The 16,610-nt window shown below is 40.6% G+C and carries 17 protein-coding genes; 9 read left to right on the top strand and 8 right to left on the bottom strand.

Translation table 11 applies throughout. The features are described 5' to 3' along the window. The first annotated feature begins 6 nt into the window (after positions 1-6). Positions 7-1,224 carry an aspartate kinase gene (locus AN390_RS12335; RefSeq protein ID WP_055254819.1) on the top strand — a complete coding sequence of 406 codons (1,218 nt, stop codon included), beginning with the start codon at positions 7-9 and terminating at the stop codon, positions 1,222-1,224. An 89-nt stretch (positions 1,225-1,313) separates the two neighbouring features. Beyond that, complete coding sequence (gene csrA / locus AN390_RS12330; RefSeq protein WP_004587515.1) at positions 1,314-1,505, top strand: carbon storage regulator CsrA; 192 nt, start codon at positions 1,314-1,316, stop codon at positions 1,503-1,505. Positions 1,506-1,555: 50 nt separating this feature from the next. On the opposite strand, the gene AN390_RS12325 is transcribed toward csrA, so the two are convergent. The 3 genes from AN390_RS12325 to AN390_RS19660 all read right to left on the bottom strand — a co-directional run bounded on the left by AN390_RS12325 (position 1,556) and on the right by AN390_RS19660 (position 2,597). Then, the gene (locus tag AN390_RS12325) at positions 1,556-2,023 is read right to left on the bottom strand and encodes a YcxB family protein (protein ID WP_004587516.1); all 468 of its coding nucleotides are present in this window, start codon (positions 2,021-2,023) and stop codon (positions 1,556-1,558) included. 156 nt (positions 2,024-2,179) lie between these two features. Beyond that, on the bottom strand, positions 2,180-2,371 hold the full coding sequence (locus AN390_RS12320; protein WP_004587517.1) for a hypothetical protein: 192 nt from the start codon (positions 2,369-2,371) through the stop codon (positions 2,180-2,182). 52 nt (positions 2,372-2,423) lie between these two features. Continuing rightward, a complete protein-coding gene (locus tag AN390_RS19660) occupies positions 2,424-2,597 on the bottom strand; it encodes a DUF1328 domain-containing protein (protein ID WP_002961939.1) in 174 nt (57 codons plus the stop codon). A gap of 527 nt (positions 2,598-3,124) precedes the next feature. Between AN390_RS19660 and AN390_RS12315 the strand changes: the two genes are divergently transcribed. The 5 genes from AN390_RS12315 to AN390_RS19795 all read left to right on the top strand — a co-directional run bounded on the left by AN390_RS12315 (position 3,125) and on the right by AN390_RS19795 (position 7,600). Further along, positions 3,125-3,370 carry an OadG family protein gene (locus tag AN390_RS12315; RefSeq protein WP_024031602.1) on the top strand — a complete coding sequence of 82 codons (246 nt, stop codon included), beginning with the start codon at positions 3,125-3,127 and terminating at the stop codon, positions 3,368-3,370. A gap of 9 nt (positions 3,371-3,379) precedes the next feature. Beyond that, positions 3,380-5,158, top strand: a complete 1,779-nt coding sequence (gene oadA / locus AN390_RS12310) for a sodium-extruding oxaloacetate decarboxylase subunit alpha (protein WP_055254817.1) — start codon at positions 3,380-3,382, stop codon at positions 5,156-5,158. A gap of 11 nt (positions 5,159-5,169) precedes the next feature. Then, a complete protein-coding gene (locus AN390_RS12305) occupies positions 5,170-6,300 on the top strand; it encodes a sodium ion-translocating decarboxylase subunit beta (RefSeq protein WP_055254815.1) in 1,131 nt (376 codons plus the stop codon). Between the two features lie 138 nt (positions 6,301-6,438). Then, on the top strand, positions 6,439-7,410 hold the full coding sequence (locus AN390_RS12300; protein WP_004587521.1) for an aldo/keto reductase family oxidoreductase: 972 nt from the start codon (positions 6,439-6,441) through the stop codon (positions 7,408-7,410). 13 nt (positions 7,411-7,423) lie between these two features. Then, positions 7,424-7,600 (top strand): hypothetical protein, encoded by a 177-nt coding sequence (locus AN390_RS19795; protein WP_164488080.1) that lies wholly within the window; start codon positions 7,424-7,426, stop codon positions 7,598-7,600. A gap of 84 nt (positions 7,601-7,684) precedes the next feature. Here AN390_RS19795 and AN390_RS12295 read toward each other — a convergent pair whose 3' ends face one another. Then, the gene (locus AN390_RS12295; RefSeq protein ID WP_004587523.1) at positions 7,685-8,998 is read right to left on the bottom strand and encodes a peptidoglycan DD-metalloendopeptidase family protein; all 1,314 of its coding nucleotides are present in this window, start codon (positions 8,996-8,998) and stop codon (positions 7,685-7,687) included. A 379-nt stretch (positions 8,999-9,377) separates the two neighbouring features. On the opposite strand from AN390_RS12295, the gene tyrS reads away from it, so the two are divergent. Next, complete coding sequence (gene tyrS / locus AN390_RS12290) at positions 9,378-10,577, top strand: tyrosine--tRNA ligase (RefSeq protein WP_055254812.1); 1,200 nt, start codon at positions 9,378-9,380, stop codon at positions 10,575-10,577. A 70-nt stretch (positions 10,578-10,647) separates the two neighbouring features. On the opposite strand, the gene AN390_RS12285 is transcribed toward tyrS, so the two are convergent. The 4 genes from AN390_RS12285 to folE2 form a co-directional block, all read right to left on the bottom strand. Then, a complete protein-coding gene (locus AN390_RS12285) occupies positions 10,648-11,592 on the bottom strand; it encodes a regulatory signaling modulator protein AmpE (protein WP_055254810.1) in 945 nt (314 codons plus the stop codon). Further along, the gene (mtnN, locus tag AN390_RS12280; protein ID WP_004587526.1) at positions 11,593-12,300 is read right to left on the bottom strand and encodes a 5'-methylthioadenosine/S-adenosylhomocysteine nucleosidase; all 708 of its coding nucleotides are present in this window, start codon (positions 12,298-12,300) and stop codon (positions 11,593-11,595) included. 119 nt (positions 12,301-12,419) lie between these two features. Next, positions 12,420-13,016, bottom strand: coding sequence for a DUF2726 domain-containing protein (locus tag AN390_RS12275; RefSeq protein ID WP_024031608.1), 597 nt, complete (start codon positions 13,014-13,016; stop codon positions 12,420-12,422). A 114-nt stretch (positions 13,017-13,130) separates the two neighbouring features. Beyond that, on the bottom strand, positions 13,131-14,051 hold the full coding sequence (gene folE2 / locus AN390_RS12270; RefSeq protein ID WP_055254809.1) for a GTP cyclohydrolase FolE2: 921 nt from the start codon (positions 14,049-14,051) through the stop codon (positions 13,131-13,133). A 226-nt stretch (positions 14,052-14,277) separates the two neighbouring features. Here folE2 and arcB point away from each other — a divergent pair, with 226 nt between their 5' ends. Then, positions 14,278-16,596, top strand: a complete 2,319-nt coding sequence (gene arcB, locus AN390_RS12265; RefSeq protein ID WP_055254807.1) for an aerobic respiration two-component sensor histidine kinase ArcB — start codon at positions 14,278-14,280, stop codon at positions 16,594-16,596. The last annotated feature ends 14 nt before the right edge of the window (positions 16,597-16,610 follow it).

Genomic DNA, 16,610 nt, shown 5'->3' with positions numbered 1-16,610 from the left:
GCTTACGTGGCACTTATTGTCCAAAAGTTTGGCGGCACTTCGGTTGGCTCTATTGAGCGAATAGAAGCGGTCGCCGACCTTGTTGTTAAAACTAAGCAGCAAGGTCATCAAGTGGTTGTGGTTCTTTCGGCCATGTCGGGAGAAACCAACCGCTTAATTAACCTCGCCAAGCAAATAGATACTCGCCCGAGTAGCCGAGAATTAGACGTACTTATTAGCACTGGAGAACAGGTTTCTGTTTCGCTCCTTGCTATGGCTATTATAAAACGTGGCCATTCGGCTGTAAGCCTACTAGCCGATCAGGTTAATATTCAAACCGATAACATGTTTGGTAAAGCCCGTATTGAAGAGGTTGCTGCGACGCGTTTAAAGCATGAGCTTGAGCATAATCGGGTTGCGATTATTGCCGGTTTTCAGGGGCGCGATGTAGAGGGCAATATTACAACCCTTGGACGCGGCGGCACCGATACCTCTGCGGTAGAAATAGCCACGGCAATAAAAGCCGATGAATGTCAGATCTATACCGACGTTGATGGCGTATACACTACTGATCCTCGTGTAGAACCAAACGCACAGCGAATGCGCCATGTAACGTTTGCCGAAATGCTAGAGCTGGCAAGCTTAGGCGCAAAAGTATTGCATATTCGTGCTGTTGAGTCGGCTGGTAATCATAAAATGCCGCTAAGGGTGCTTTCGAGTTTTGAGCCCGATGAAGGAACGCTAATAAGTTTTGAGGAGAGCGATATGCCAACTAAGGTTGTGTCGGGGATTGCGTTTAATCGTGACGAATGCTTGATAAAGGTACATGGCGTACCATACTGTGTTCATTCTCTTACAAAAATTTTGAAACTTTTTGCAGAAAATGGCATCGAAATAGATATGATTAGTCAAGTTAATCATAACTTTGAAAAAATAGACTATGCCTTTACTGTGCATTCAAATGACTATTTGCAAGCACACGATTTACTAACTCAACAACAGGTAAATCTGCAGGCTGATAGCATTTCTAGTGATACAACAGTTGCAAAAGTGTCGGCTGTTGGCATAGGAATGAAGTCTCACAGTGGTGTAGCGCATCAATTTTTTGATGCATTGGCGCAAGAAGGCATACACATAGTTTTAGTATCGACGTCTGAAATCAAGGTATCGGTTTTAATTGACGAGAAGTATTTAGAACTAGCAGTAAGAGCGTTACACTCAGAATTTTTAACAGAAAATGGATAGTTTGGGAGTTTTTACTTACTTTTCAATCAATTTTTCATTAAAATGGTCAAGCGGAATCTTATAATTTATTGGAACATGGGAGCAAGAGAATGCTAATACTAACTCGTAGAGTAGGTGAAACCCTAATGATTGGTGACGAAGTAACTGTTACTGTATTAGGTGTTAAAGGAAATCAAGTTCGAATTGGTGTTAACGCACCTAAAGACGTTTCAGTGCATCGTGAAGAGATTTACATGCGTATACAAGCTGAAAAGTCTAACCCTAATCCGGGCAATGCTTAATCAACTCGTATACTTAGCTGAGTAATGCACTTAGCTATACCAAAAGCCACTCACTGAGTGGCTTTTTTGTTTATAAAATCGCGCATTTCATCGGTTAATACACTGCTAGAAATATATTGCATACCTTTATTATGGTGTACTAAGTAGCCGTGGTTAGTTTTAATGATATGGGTTATTTCTGCCCACTTAAATGTATGGCTTTTATAGTGGTTCTCGGTGCTAATAGCGTCATCGGTAAATGAAAGAGTAACCGTTGAGCCCGAAGCACGACTAAACATTTGGCGCGTAACCCACCAAGGCCTACGGTAATAAAAGGCAACGCATTCTAATACACCCAGCATTATTAAAAATGTACCTAGGTAATGATCGTCCATAGCGTAAATACTAATTAAACCTAAGCACACCAGTAATGCCAGCAAAAAATACTTTGGCTTAGCTGCTTTACTATAAGAGTGGGACTCGTCAAAGCATTCGTAGTAGTAGGGTTTATCGAGTGTGTAAGTGGTGGTCAGTGCCATAATTGCTAATAAGTAATAGTTTTCGCTATTTTAACAAGCTAGCGTAAAAATCACACCCGTTAATGTAGGCTATGCATTATAAGAGTTAGAAGCCGCTTTTTATTAGCGCAAAAAAAAACGGCTTATTAAAAGCCGTTTTTTACGTTACCAAACAGATTAACAGTTAGTTTCTTCTGCGTTAACGCCTTCTTTTACATTTTCACATGCATCTTCAACAGAGTTTTGCACGTCAGTTACTGCTTCATCAATACGCTCACCTGCTTCTTCTGCGTGGTTGTCTTCACAACCCATCATAAAGAAACCTGCAAATACGGCGATTAGTGCTGCTTTTAAAGTTGTTGAGTTCATAATGTAATTCCTTGTATATGTTGATTGTTTAGTGTTTTAAGTATGTTAGTAGCTACCTGGGCGATTTACCGCGCAGCGCACCTGAAACTAAAGAAATCACTAAAAGTACTAAAAAGATAAAGAATATAATTTTTGCTATACCAGCTGCGGCACCTGCGATACCACCAAAACCTAACACTGCAGCGATTAAAGCAATAACTAAAAATGTAATTGTCCAGCGTAACATTGTTTTCTCCTTGGTTATCAAATTCGTTCGAAAGTAATAATGCCAGTTGCGTGCCAGAGTTTAATTTTATTAATTTTCAATATGTTATGGTTTTTGGGCGAAGATTATAAATTTAGGATTGGTAAGTTTTACGTTTAACGATGTAACTTATTCACACTATTGTAAAGAGAGTAAAAAAATAAATATTTTTTGTGCGCTGCTTTACTAGTCTTGGTAAGACCAATTTACATTTTAGCCCAAGCTGATTTTTTACCTGCCGTTTAACTTACTATTTTTTATAGTTTTTAAGTTTTTTTGGGTTTAACCATATAACCTTTGCCTATAACGGTTATTTTTATCATCTATATCTAAGCCAATTTAACCCTGTATTAGCTATGTTAACTATTATGGCTGTATGTTAGTTTAATTTTAATTGGTTTTACCAATTGACAGGTGGTGGACAAAGTTAAAAGTTTTGTTATCATTCGGTGAATAATTATTTAAATAAAGCGGTTTTTTATATCGCTATATAGTGCAGGGGGAGAAAAATGGATATAGGAGCTGTACTCACAACCGCAGGTAGCTTGATGCTTACGGGCATGGTGGGCGTGTTTGTATTTCTTTCAATATTGATTGGTGCTGTGTCACTCATGTCTAACTTGGTTGCTCGTTTTGACGAGGCTGAAGTTGCAATACCGGTTAAATCACCATCTTTAAAATCTCAAGGTGTGCCAAACGAGCACATCGCTGCTATTAGTGCTGCCATTGCTCAGTACAAATCAAATAATAAATAAGAGGCACACATGGCTAAATTAAAATTAACAGAACTTGTTTTACGCGATGCTCATCAGTCTTTACTTGCAACCCGTATGCGCTTAGATGACATGCTCCCTATTGCTAGCAAACTTGATGATGCCGGTTATTGGTCTATTGAGTCGTGGGGCGGCGCTACGTTTGATTCGTGTATTCGTTATTTAGGTGAAGATCCGTGGGAGCGTATTCGTGCCCTTAAAAAAGCAATGCCCAATACTAAACAGCAAATGTTATTGCGCGGGCAAAATTTATTGGGTTACCGCCACTATGCCGATGACGTGGTAGAAAAGTTTGTAGAGCGTGCCCACAAAAATGGTGTAGATGTATTTCGTATTTTTGACGCCATGAACGATGTACGTAACTTAGAAACGGCAATTAAAGCGGCTGTAAAAGTAGGAGCACACGCACAAGGTACTATTTCTTATACTGTAAGCCCTGTGCATACCCTTGATATGTGGTTAACCCTTGCAAAACAGCTAGAGGATTTAGGTTGTCACTCTATTTGTATTAAAGATATGGCAGGCTTATTAAAACCATACGATGCAGAGCAACTTATTAAAGGGCTAAAAGAAACCGTTTCTATCCCTATTGCTATGCAGTGCCATGCAACCACAGGTTTAAGTACAGCTACGTATCAAAAAGCCATCGATGCGGGCATTGATATGCTTGATACCGCAATTTCTTCAATGAGTATGACTTACGGTCATTCAGCTACAGAAACCATTGTAGCGATTGTTGAAGGTACGCCCCGCGATACCGAATTAGATTTAAACCAGTTAGAAGAAATAGCGGCTTATTTTAGAGATGTACGTAAAAAGTACGCTGCCTTTGAGGGGAGCCTTAAAGGTGTTGATGGCCGTATTTTACTCGCGCAAGTACCTGGTGGCATGTTAACCAACATGGAAAACCAACTTAAAGAGCAAGGCGCAGCAGATAAGCTAAATGAAGTGTTACTTGAGATCCCACGCGTGCGTGAAGATTTAGGTTTTATTCCGCTAGTTACTCCAACATCGCAAATTGTAGGCACACAAGCAGTACTAAATGTGCTTACGGGTGAGCGTTATAAAACAATTACCAAAGAAACCGCCGGTGTTTTAAAAGGCGAGTATGGTTTAACACCTGCACCTATGAACAAAGAGCTGCAAGAGCGAGTGCTTGATGGCAGCGAGGTTATTACGTGTCGCCCTGCAGATAATATAGCCCCAGAGCTTGCATCGCTTGAAGCAGAGCTGCAAAAAGAAGCGCAAGAACAAGGTTTAACACTTGCTGATGAGCAAATAGATGATGTGCTTACCTATGCATTATTCCCACAGGTTGGCCTTAAATTTATTAAAAACCGCAACAACCCAGATGCCTTTGAAGCAGTGCCAAGTGCTGATGATGCAAACGCTAAACCTGCAGCAAAACCTGCAAGTAGCAAAGGTGTTAGCGCTGAGCAATACAGCGTTAAAGTTGACGGTAAAGTTTACGATGTAGTGGTTGCGCAAGGTGGCGAGCTTAAAGAGGTAACGCTAAAAGATTCAGAGCACTTACCACAATCAGCATCGGTTGCATCAGGTGAAACACTGAATGCGCCACTGGCAGGTAATATTTTTAAAGTAAAAGTAAAAGCAGGCCAAGCCGTAAACGAAGGCGATGTGGTTGTTATTATGGAAGCGATGAAAATGGAAACCGAGGTTCGTGCAATGCACTCAGGTACTGTGGCTGAGGTCTTAGTGTCTGAAGGTGATGCTGTGACAACGGGCGATGCAATTATAGCGATGGCGTAGGAGTAGCTTTAATGGAAGGTCTTTTAAACCTTTGGCATGCTACCGGCATTGCTAACTTTACGTTTCCTGGCTTAATAATGATTGCGGTAGGGTCTTTGTTGTTGTTTTTAGCCATTGCTAAAAACTTTGAACCCCTATTACTGCTGCCGATTGGCTTTGGCGCAATACTGACTAATATTCCGGTTGCTGGGCTTTCTGACCCAGGTGGTTTGCTTTATTACGTGTACTACGTAGGTATTGATACGGGGATCTTCCCTTTATTAATTTTTATGGGAGTAGGGGCGCTGACTGATTTTAGTGCGCTTATTGCCAACCCGCGTATGTTATTACTGGGTGCAGCCGCGCAGTTTGGTATTTTTGCCACCTTGTTTGGGGCAATTTTATTAAACTATGTACCTGGCTTTGAATTTAGCTTACAAGATGCCTCAGCCATTGCCATTATTGGTGGTGCCGATGGCCCTACAGCTATATTTTTAGCATCAAAGCTTGCCCCTGATTTACTAGGTGCCATTGCGGTTGCTGCTTATTCTTACATGGCGTTAGTGCCAATTATTCAGCCGCCTATTATGCGCGCATTAACTACACCTGATGAGCGTGCTATTAAAATGCCAGAGCTGCGCAAAGTATCTAAAAAAGAGAAAATAGTATTTCCTTTAATGGTACTGAGCTTAACCGCTATGTTTTTACCAGCGGCTATTCCCTTAGTAGGTATGTTCTGTTTAGGTAATTTAATGCGTGAGTCTGGTGTTGTAGATAGGCTTAGTAACAGTGCCCAAAACGAAATTATTAATATAACCACGATATTTTTAGGTTTGGCAGTGGGCTCTAAACTAGCGGCCGATCAGTTTTTAACTGTAGAAACTATTGGTATTTTGGTGCTCGGTGCGTTGGCATTTGCTATTGGTACAGCGTCGGGTGTGTTTATGGCAAAAGGCCTTAACAAGCTTTCTAAAACACCTATTAACCCTTTAATTGGTGCTGCGGGTGTATCGGCAGTACCGATGGCGGCGCGTGTAGTTAATAAAGTTGGGCTTGAGAATAACCCACATAACTTTTTACTTATGCATGCTATGGGGCCAAACGTAGCTGGGGTGCTAGGAAGTGCCGTAGCCGCAGGTATATTACTGGCGCTTGTTGGCTAGTATTTAGGATTTAATCCAACCGATTAGCGCAGTTTACTGCGCTTTTTTTATGCCTATAAAACTGTACGTATTAAAGTTTGTTTGCAGACGTGTTTTTGTTTACAGTGAGGGCTATGCACACTAATAAGGATAGTCATCATGCTTCACACCCCTTTGGCAAAATATTTACCTCATGTTAGTAGACTCGTTTTTGGCTGTATGGGCCTAGGCGGCGGTTGGAATAAAGACGCCATTACTAAGGCTCACTTAAAGCAAACTCACGAGTGTATTGATGCAGCCATAGCTGGCGGCATTAACTTTTTTGATCACGCCGATATTTATACCTTTGGCAAAGCCGAGCAGGTATTTGGCCAAGCACTAGCTGAGCGACCAGAGCTGCGCGAGCACATGTATATTCAATCTAAATGCGGTATACGCTTTGAAGATGATAAAGGCCCCAAGCGTTACGACTTTTCGGCCAAGTGGATTGAAGAGTCAGTTGAAGGTTCACTTAAACGTTTAAACACCGATTATCTTGATGTGCTTATGCTTCATCGCCCTGATCCGCTAATGGAAGTAGAAGAAATTGCACAAGTATTTAGCTGCCTACAAGAAAGCGGCAAAGTACGTAATTTTGCCGTATCAAACATGCAGCAGCACCAAATGAACTTTTTACAACATGCCTTAGATATGCCTATTGTTGCTAACCAAATTGAAGCAAGTTTACAAAAACACCAATTTGTTGATGAAGGTGTTTATGCAGGTAATGCAGATGGAAAAGATCTTAACTTTACACCGGGCAGTGTAGAGTATTGCCGCCACTTTGATATTCAAATACAAAGCTGGGGAAGTTTATGCCAAGGGCTATACACAGGGGGCGATTTAACAAATGCATCGCAAGCCGATATAAATACCAGCATACTCGTAAATAAGCTTGCTGCACTTTACGATACAACGCCTGAGGCAATTGTTTTAGCTTGGTTATTACGCCACCCTGCATTAATACAGCCAATTATTGGCACAACGAACGTTGAGCGTATTGCAGCGTCATGCGGTGCGCTAAATGTTACGTTAAGTCGCGAACATTGGTATGCATTGTATGTAAGCGCCAAAGGCCATGAATTACCATAATTAAGGTTTAGGAATGAATATATTTGTTATTTTAATTTGCTTGTTTGTCGCTCTTGCAGTGCTGATACCTTTGCTTGAAAAGTACCAAGGAAAAATGGGGTTAGGTGGCGCAACCAAATACAGCAAATATATTTGGCCGCTGGTTATGGTTTCTTTAGTCGTACAGCTAATTTATGTATTAATGAACTAATAAACTAATAAATTAATAAAAAACACAAAAAAGCCTTTGCAGGTTAACCCTGCAAAGGCTTTTTTAGTATCTATAACTTATACGTTACTTAAGTGCTAGCTGTAGTTCGCGATTGCGTTCAAGCTGTGCAATAAAGTTTTCGGCAATAGGTTTAAACTTAGCAAGTTCAGAGCGTGGTAATGGCTCAGACTTAGGTAACTTAACGGTTTTAGGATTACGGTGTACACCATTTACTAAAAATTCGTAGTGTAGGTGCGCGCCTGTTACACGGCCGGTAGAACCCACTGTACCAATTTTGTCACCTTGTTTAACCTTTTGGCCTGTTTTAACAAGCTTTTTGTTAAGGTGTAAGTACTTAGTTACGTACTGTGTACCATGGCTTATAAATACGTAGTTACCATTGTACTTACTGTAACCTGCTTTAATTACTTTACCGTTACCCGAGGCTACAACTGGAGTGCCTGTACGTGCTGCGTAATCAATGCCACGGTGCGCTCTTACTTGCCCTGTTACCGGATGTAAGCGACGTGGGTTAAAGCTCGAGCTAATATACTTAAAGTTTACCGGCGCACGTAAAAATGCTTTTTTCATGCTGCGCCCTTCAGGCGTATAAAAGCTGCCGTCGGTATGGCGAATAGCCGCATAACGCTGGCCTTGGTTTATAAATTCTGCAGCAATAATTTTACCAGTGCCAATAAACTCGCCATCAACATAATGCGACTCGTAAATTAGCCCAAACTGATCGCCCTTACGAATATCGTTGGCAAAATCCACATCCCAACCAAATATATCAGCAAAGTTCATTATTTGGCGCTCGCTTAAGCCTGCAGCAATTGCTGAGGTCCAAAAGCTGCTAGAAATTTCGCCACCGGCTGTTTTGCTCAGTGTTTCTATTTCTTTGCTATCTATTGATGTGTCGTAATTACCTTCGTCATTTAAGGTAACAAACAAAGTATCTGTTTTTGAAATAACATAACGAAGCTGAGCTAAATCACCGTTTTCTGCTGTTGCAAAACTAAGTATTTCACCTGGGTGAATTTTAGTTAGTTTGCGTGTTTCAGCATTGGTGTTAATTAGCTTGTGAAGCGTTTGCGCTGAAAAGCCAGCACGCTTGAAGATAATTGCTAAATTATCGCCGTTTTTAACTTGATGATCGACTAAGTCGTATTCTGGCAGCTTTTCTGCTGCTTCTGGCGAATTTAATTCAGTTAATTTTTCGTTGTCTTCAACTTTAACTTGTAACTCGTAACGCTTACCAATTTCTAGTGCATTTGCACTATTGTCTTTGGATGCAGTCGCTTTTTCTGAAGGAAGAAAGGCTAAGCCAACAATAGCAGAAACCAAACCTAGAATAAGCAATTTGTGTTTTTTGGGAAGCGTGTTAACCACGTGAACCATAACGTGCCTTTTCTGCTGTCGTGAAAATAAAATATATATTAATGCAGGATATACGTAATAAGGTACGAATACTAGTAAATAAAGCTAAAAGCCCCGCAAATGTTAGTAAAATGACAATTTATAGTTGTTTAAGTTTATCGATTTAAACTGATTCTAAAGTGCGCTAAAATCGGCGTTTAAACACCATTTCTAATTGCCTAACACAGTGAGACTAAGCTTATTGAGTTTAGTTGCATTATTCGCATAAAAAATTGTTTTAATTAGGTAGAAATTTGTTATGTTAGCAACATAAGTGCTTTTGGTTTAAATCTGTTTTGAACCCTTATGTAGCAAGTCATCTAGTTGCCCCTTCGTTGGCAGAATTTTGGAGTAATACACAGTGGATTTACAAACCGCTCTAGCAGAGATAAAACGCGGTGCAGAAGAGATATTAATTGAAGACGAATTAGTTGAAAAACTAAAGTCGGGCAAAAAGTTAAAAATTAAAGCCGGTTTCGATCCTACCGCGCCAGACTTACATTTAGGTCACACTGTACTAATTAATAAAATGAAAACCTTTCAAGATTTAGGTCATGAGGTTATTTTCTTAATTGGTGACTTTACCGGCATGATTGGCGATCCAACAGGCAAAAATGTAACACGTAAACCACTGACCCGTGAAGATGTACTTGCCAATGCTGAGACTTATAAAGAGCAAGTTTTTAAGATTTTAGACCCAGCTAAAACCACCGTTGCGTTTAATTCTTCGTGGATGGAAAACCTGGGCGCAGCAGGTATGATCAAACTTGCAGCTAATCAAACTGTAGCGCGTATGCTAGAGCGTGACGACTTTAAAAAGCGTTATGGCAACGGACAACCTATTGCAATTCACGAATTTTTATACCCACTCGTACAAGGCTGGGATTCGGTTGCACTTGAGTCAGACGTAGAGCTTGGTGGTACTGATCAGCGCTTTAACCTTTTAATGGGGCGCGAGCTTCAAAAAGTAGAAGGCCAAAAGCCTCAAACAGTATTAATGATGCCATTACTTGAAGGTACTGACGGCGTTCAAAAAATGTCTAAGTCGCTTGGTAATTACATTGGTATTACTGATGCGCCAAACGATATGTTTGGTAAAGTAATGTCGATTAGCGACGTACTTATGTGGCGCTATTACGACTTACTAAGCAGCTTATCAATCGAAGAAATTGCAGCGCAAAAACAACGCGTAGAGCAGGGCACTAACCCGCGTGATATTAAGATTGAGCTGGCGAAAGAGTTAATTGCACGTTTTCACAGTGAAGAAGCTGCGCAAGCCGCACACGATGACTTTATCAAACGTTTTCAGAAAAAAGCGCTACCTGATGAAATCCCTGAGCTGACAATTACGATTGCAGAAGAAGGTATTTTAATTGCTAACCTACTTAAAGAAGCTAATTTAGTAGCCAGTACTTCTGAAGCAATGCGCATGATTAAGCAAGGTGCAGTAAAACTTAACGGTGAAGATAAAATCACTGATACAAAACTTGAAGTAGCAAAAGGCACGACCGCTATTTACCAAGTAGGTAAGCGTAAGTTTGCCAACATTACTGTAGCGTAAGCGCAGTTAAAACTAAAAAACCAGCTTAGGCTGGTTTTTTTGTGCGCGTATTTTGGCTGCTAAAAAACCACTAAATCAGCTTTAATATCTCAATACTGATAATAACTAACAGCCAAAATGCACGCGCTTGATTTAATCTATTTATAATCACAGGGACGTCTTCGGCTTTTGGGAGTCGCTCGGTTCCAATACGCATTTTATTAAAACGCTTACCAAAATAAACCGCAGGGCCGCCTAGCTGTACGCCAATAGAGGCGGAGCACACACTTAAAATCCACCCTGTATTTGTTTGATAAAAGTGTCTGCCATAGTGCTTTATGTAATGCATACTTTGTTTACTGGCTTTGCTTGCGGCAATTGTTAATGCAAGTAAGCGTACGGGGATAAATTCGATTATAAACAAAAGTATTTTAAGCGGTTTTAAAAAGTGGCTATTAGGTGATATATCGGCGCGCCAAGCATGCTGCATTAAAGTCAGTAGCCGATACGCTAAAGCGGCAATTGGCCCAAGTAATAAAAATATAAATATAACGGTAAAGTAATTACGGGCAGTTCGTAAAATTAAGCTTTCAATTAAGGCTTTGATCATACCTGGCGCTGAGAGCTTATTGACCTCTCGGGCAAGCAGTGGCTTTACGAGTTCACGCGCGGTAGATTTTTGGTTTTGTTTTACTAACTTTGCAACACGCAGGGCTTTTTTTTCAATCGCTTTGCTTTCTAGGCACAAATATAAAATGAGGCCCGCGAGCAGCTCAGGATAAAAGGCAAATTCAAGCAGTAACACAATAATAATAAGAATAACGCTTAAAACTAGCGCACAGGCAAGAGTGGATGCTAAATAAAGGTAACTTTTAGGCTCACTTGGTTTATAAACCCGTTTTCCTATAGCACTAAATACAGCGGTTAATACTGTATTAGGGTGATACCAGCTTTTTAACGGGAAAAAGCGCTCAGCAATGAGCGCCACAAAAAAGGCAATAAAGTTCAAATGGTTTTGAACAATATTGCTTAGCATTTACAGCGTAACTTTTGTTAGTTTTTCCAATAGTGCAACAACCATTTTTGATGAATTGATTGATGCAGTCTCTAAGTATTCTTCAAACGATTGCGGCGACTCTTTACCGGCAATGTCAGACATAGAGCGAATAACCACAAATGGCGTATTAAGCGCAAAACACGTTTGTGCAATAGATGCGCCTTCCATTTCTACTGCAAGCATTGTAGGAAAGTCGCTGCGTGCTTTATCAATTCGCACTGGATCACACATAAATGAATCACCCGTACAAATTAAGCCTACTAAGGTTTTTACTTCGCTAATTTGCGCAATGGTTTGCTCGGCAGCTTCAACTAGTTTTGGGTGTGCGGCAAAGCCTGCTGGCATTTGTGGAACTTGGCCGATTTCGTAGCCAAAAGCGGTTACATCTACATCGTGATGGCGTACTTCTGAAGAGATAACAACATCGCCAACACTTAGAGAGGGATCAAAGCCACCGGCAGAACCTGTGTTAATAACACAATCAGGATTAAAGTTATCAATTAATAACGTGGTTGCAATCGTTGATGCCACTTTACCAATACCCGATTGCACAAGTGTTACTGTATTACCTGCTAATTCGCCTGTGTAAAAGGTAAACCCTGCTTTTGTTAGCACTTGTGGGTTTTGCATTGCTTCACGTAAAATTTTAACTTCTGGCTCCATTGCGCCAATAATACCAACATTCATAGTGTTTGATTCCTGAGTTTGAATACGTAGATTATACGTGAAGTTAGCAATAAAAAACAAAAAAGCGAGCTGTTTTACGGCTCGCTTTAAATACTTTTAGGAGAGTATTTAATTCTATTTTAAATTTCGGCTAACGCAGTGGTTTGCGCTTTAGCCTGAGAAGGTGACAATACCGCAGGTTTACTTACACGATTACGTGTTGGACGAGCCGATTGCACCGCTGCAGGTTTGCCTAATTTAAACATAATAGCATCGCGCACCTCAGAAGGGCGGTAGCCTGATTTTACTTTCATACGAATATGTGGAATGCCAGCGGATTCTAAAGCGCCGTTTACAAACCAGTCGCGCTGCGCTTTGTGGCCATCTTTATTGGCGTTGTTAACTAAATCGACCGCAGCCACTATCGTCATTTTTTCTTTATCTACCAGCACAAAATCGAGTTGCTTATTTTTAGCTTTAGCTAAAGCTGCACGTTTTGATTTAGCTGAGAGGCCTTGTTTGCAGTCGATTACATCGATGAGTTTGACGCGACTCACAATTTTATATTGATCACCTACCGCACGCTCTAAAAGATTTAAAAATGCACCCTCAACCTGTGTAAACACGGTTTGTTTGCGGGTAAAAGGATAGGGATTGCCGCCATCATCACTAAATTTTGACGCAACCACAGAGGCCCCAACCACTAATACTAAAATTGATAATAAAGCGAATTCCATACGGTAACTCCATAACAACAAATTGACACTGCTCAAGTAAAGCAATTTACGTGCCTAAAAATTGGTTGTTATGGCTAATTACCGTATGTATTTATTATTGATGCAGTAGGGCTGTTAGGCTTTGTAACCGCCCTCAATTCCTTTAACGGCAATCGCGACTGCATCATGCGCATGGAGCGATTCATAATGATTAATTTGCAGCCAGTAATCACTAAAGTTATCGTTTTCAAGAACCGCTTTAATTTTACGTGCAGCGTCTTCACAAAACATTAAATTTTGACCGTTAAGGCGGGCAAATTCTTGCTCATCTTCACGTTTTACTGCCGCTTGTACGGGGGTTTTTAGCTCAGCTTCTAATGTATCAATTAAATTTACTACGTCAAATTCACTAATCGTGTTGTCTAGCTTTACTTTAACGTTTGCAATTGAACGCTGTGAGTGAGGTGTTGCCACAATACCCTGCGTTGTACCTAGCCATGCTAAAACGTCTTTTTGATTAAGTGTTTCTTGGTTAAACTTTTCGCTAAAAGCATTTTGAATAAGTTGGCGAGCAAGTGCTGCAGAGCATGGACAGGTTGATGAATAAGTAACATCAACGCTTAGCTCGTAGCTAATTACGCTATTTTCAATAGTGCTGGTTAGGGTAATTGGGTAGCTTTTCCAACCTGCTTTACCGCTTAATAACGATTTACGACGCAGCGGTAACTCAAATTTAAACTCTATTTGGGCTTTGTCACTTAATCCTTCGTGGCTGGTGATAAAGGTATCGAGTGCTTGAGCTAAAGTTTGTGGGTTAACTTGTTGCTCTGTAGAGAGTAAATCAAGCGCTAAAAATAAACGCGACATATGAATGCCTTTAGCGTCTTCTTTATGCAAATTAACAAAGGCACGCGCTTTTGCGTTAACGGTAACGGGTGCTAAATCTTTCGATTCAAAAATAAATGGCAGTTCTATTTCGCCCATACCAACCCAGTCTAACTTACCTGTTTGTAAGGCGGGAGCCGTATCAGCTATATCGGGCATGTTGGTTTGCATGTGCGCTACTCGTTATTGGTCATAATAAAGCGCAGCATTTTACACTAAATAATTTATTGCTGAAATGATGAGTTTAACAAGTAGGCAAAAGTAAACATGAAAATTTTCTGTTTTTGTCGCACAACATGAATATAGCTAATAGAAAAATGCTAAAATCTGCTGCAAAATGCGTTTGACTATTAATAGGCACTTTTTATTTATGCCTAGTAACGAGATACACTGACCTATGACCGATTCTTCTTTGAGCCCTTGGGCTCGAGTACTTTCTAGTTTAATAACTCGCTTTGGCGAGTTAAAAACCGCGGCAATGTGCTACGCGCTTTTATTATGCGTGTCGCTTATATTGTCGAGTATGTTTTATTATGTGGCACTGGGTGAGGTTAATTTAGTTGATATTTTAGCTGTGGTATTTTTTACCGCGGTTGTATCTCCCTTTATGATCAGTATTTTACTCAACTCGATTAGACAATTAGATGCCTCATACGCTTATTTAGACAGCGCCACAAAACAAGAAAAGCTGTTAAATCAAACATTAAAAGATAATATCAACCGCCTCAACATTGAAATAGATGAGCGAAAAATGGCTTTTCATGCCAAGCATCGCGCCATTGAAGAGCTTCGCCGCGAAATAGCAGAGCGTAAAAAAACACAACAAGAACTTGCTCAGCAAGGCATGCTCCTTCGCTCTATTGTCGACTCTTCCCCCGATTTATTTTATTACCGAGATAACAACGGCGTGTTTGCCGGCTGTAATAAAATGTTTGAAGAGGTTATGGGCAAAACCAGCGCTGAACTAATTGGTAAAACAGTGGAGCAGATTTTCCCAAGCTACTTTTTAGCAGAAGTACTCAGAACCGATAAACAAGTCGAGCAAACGCATCAAGCGCTGACAATTGATGTTGAATATATGGTTAATGGTGAAAACCGTTGGTTTGAGCTGCGTAAATTACCGTTTATAAATGATCAAGGTGACTACATAGGTTTGCTTGCATTTGGCCGTGATATAACCAGCCGTAAAGAAGCAGCACAAGCGCTTGAAACAGCTTATAAGGATAAAGGTAAGTTTATAGCAACGCTTAGTCATGAGCTGCGCACGCCATTAAATGGCATTGTAGGTTTAACCCGAATGCTACTTGATACAGAGCTTAATAAGCAGCAACGCAGTTGGTGTAATACGGTTTTTTCGAGCGCTGAAACCTTAGGTAATATTTTTAACGATATTATAGATTTAGATAAAATAGACCGAGAGCAGTTAGATATAGCAACCGACTCTATTAACGTTTCAGACTTTATTAACGATGTAGTAAACTTTGCCGGTTTAATTGCTGAACAAAAAGAGCTTGAATTTTCAATTGAGCGAAATGGCACATTAGATGTTTATGCACTCCTAGACCCAACGCGTTTACGCCAAGTGGTATGGAACTTAATTAATAATGCCGTTAAGTTTACCCAGCATGGCGAGGTAAAACTCACATGTAGCCGAGACGAGCGTAACGACGGGCCGTGGCTTGAACTTAAAATATCAGACACAGGGCAGGGGATCCCAGAGGATCAACTCTCGCGCATATTTGATATGTACTACAAAGCCCCAGATTTAAGCGGTAAAAACGCGATTGGCTCAGGCATTGGTTTAGCCGTAACCAAAGCGTTGGTCAGTGCAATGAAAGGTACTATTTCGGTAACCAGTACAGAAGGTGAAGGCAGCTGCTTTACAGTACACATACCGCTTAGCTTATGTGTAGCGCCTACCGAACAAAGCTATGCCGGTAGAGGTTTATATATTTTACTTGTAGAGGATGTGCCATTAAATGCTGAAATTGCGACAAACCTGTTAGAGCAGCGCGGCCATGAAGTAATTTGGGCCGAAACGGGTGAAGATGCACTCTCGTTTGTAGAAACCGAAGACGAGCTAGATTTAGTACTACTTGATATGCAACTGCCCGATATAAATGGTGATGAGGTGGCAAGACAAATACGTGCCGATAGCCATTTTGATAAATTACCTATCGTTGCGCTTACAGCGAATGTACGTAGCGCCGAAGAAGACTTAGAAGGCATTTCGGTGCAAGGGGCGCTTGCTAAACCCATTAATACAATAAAGCTTGATAAAATACTGGCTGATTTGTTTGATATTCAACAAAGTGAATCAGACAAACCGCTACTAACGGTAAGTAAAGAAGCGCTTGAGGGCATTAATGCAGGTGTGCTTGATGTTGAAACCATTGAAGACTTTGTAAACTCTATGGGGCTTGAAGTATTTAAGCGCAGCAGTGGTTTGTTTGAAAAACTAAACCCGCAATATCAGCAAGAGCTGCAAAGCGCGTTAAATGAAAACGACAGGGAAGAGTACAAATCGGTGGCGCATAAGCTTAAAGGTGCTGCGGGCTCTGTAGGATTAAACGACGTACAGTTACATGCTAAAAAGATGGAACACGGTGCGCTTGATGAATCAGATGAAGTACTAAGAGAATGGTTAGATACATTGGCAGATAAAATAAATGAAGGACAAATTGCCCTTCATTCGTTTTTACAATTATTAGAGTAAGCGGTTTACTCTAA

It is taken from the genome of Pseudoalteromonas sp. P1-11, from assembly GCF_001399995.1.
Classification (GTDB): domain Bacteria; phylum Pseudomonadota; class Gammaproteobacteria; order Enterobacterales; family Alteromonadaceae; genus Pseudoalteromonas; species Pseudoalteromonas atlantica.
Note: the sequence above shows the minus strand (reverse complement) of the source record. Positions and strands in the feature narration are given on the sequence as shown.

Excerpts from the sequence above, each read along its gene's own strand:
- csrA (WP_004587515.1), top strand. The coding sequence starts at position 1,314 with ATGCTAATACTAACTCGTAGAGTAGGTGAAACCCTAATGATTGGTGAC.
- AN390_RS12325 (WP_004587516.1), bottom strand. The coding sequence starts at position 2,023 with ATGGCACTGACCACCACTTACACACTCGATAAACCCTACTACTACGAA.
- AN390_RS12320 (WP_004587517.1), bottom strand. The coding sequence starts at position 2,371 with ATGAACTCAACAACTTTAAAAGCAGCACTAATCGCCGTATTTGCAGGT.
- AN390_RS19660 (WP_002961939.1), bottom strand. The coding sequence starts at position 2,597 with ATGTTACGCTGGACAATTACATTTTTAGTTATTGCTTTAATCGCTGCA.
- AN390_RS12315 (WP_024031602.1), top strand. The coding sequence starts at position 3,125 with ATGGATATAGGAGCTGTACTCACAACCGCAGGTAGCTTGATGCTTACG.
- oadA (WP_055254817.1), top strand. The coding sequence starts at position 3,380 with ATGGCTAAATTAAAATTAACAGAACTTGTTTTACGCGATGCTCATCAG.
- AN390_RS12305 (WP_055254815.1), top strand. The coding sequence starts at position 5,170 with ATGGAAGGTCTTTTAAACCTTTGGCATGCTACCGGCATTGCTAACTTT.
- AN390_RS12300 (WP_004587521.1), top strand. The coding sequence starts at position 6,439 with ATGCTTCACACCCCTTTGGCAAAATATTTACCTCATGTTAGTAGACTC.
- AN390_RS19795 (WP_164488080.1), top strand. The coding sequence starts at position 7,424 with ATGAATATATTTGTTATTTTAATTTGCTTGTTTGTCGCTCTTGCAGTG.
- AN390_RS12295 (WP_004587523.1), bottom strand. The coding sequence starts at position 8,998 with ATGGTTCACGTGGTTAACACGCTTCCCAAAAAACACAAATTGCTTATT.
- AN390_RS12285 (WP_055254810.1), bottom strand. The coding sequence starts at position 11,592 with ATGCTAAGCAATATTGTTCAAAACCATTTGAACTTTATTGCCTTTTTT.
- mtnN (WP_004587526.1), bottom strand. The coding sequence starts at position 12,300 with ATGAATGTTGGTATTATTGGCGCAATGGAGCCAGAAGTTAAAATTTTA.
- AN390_RS12275 (WP_024031608.1), bottom strand. The coding sequence starts at position 13,016 with ATGGAATTCGCTTTATTATCAATTTTAGTATTAGTGGTTGGGGCCTCT.
- folE2 (WP_055254809.1), bottom strand. The coding sequence starts at position 14,051 with ATGCAAACCAACATGCCCGATATAGCTGATACGGCTCCCGCCTTACAA.
- arcB (WP_055254807.1), top strand. The coding sequence starts at position 14,278 with ATGACCGATTCTTCTTTGAGCCCTTGGGCTCGAGTACTTTCTAGTTTA.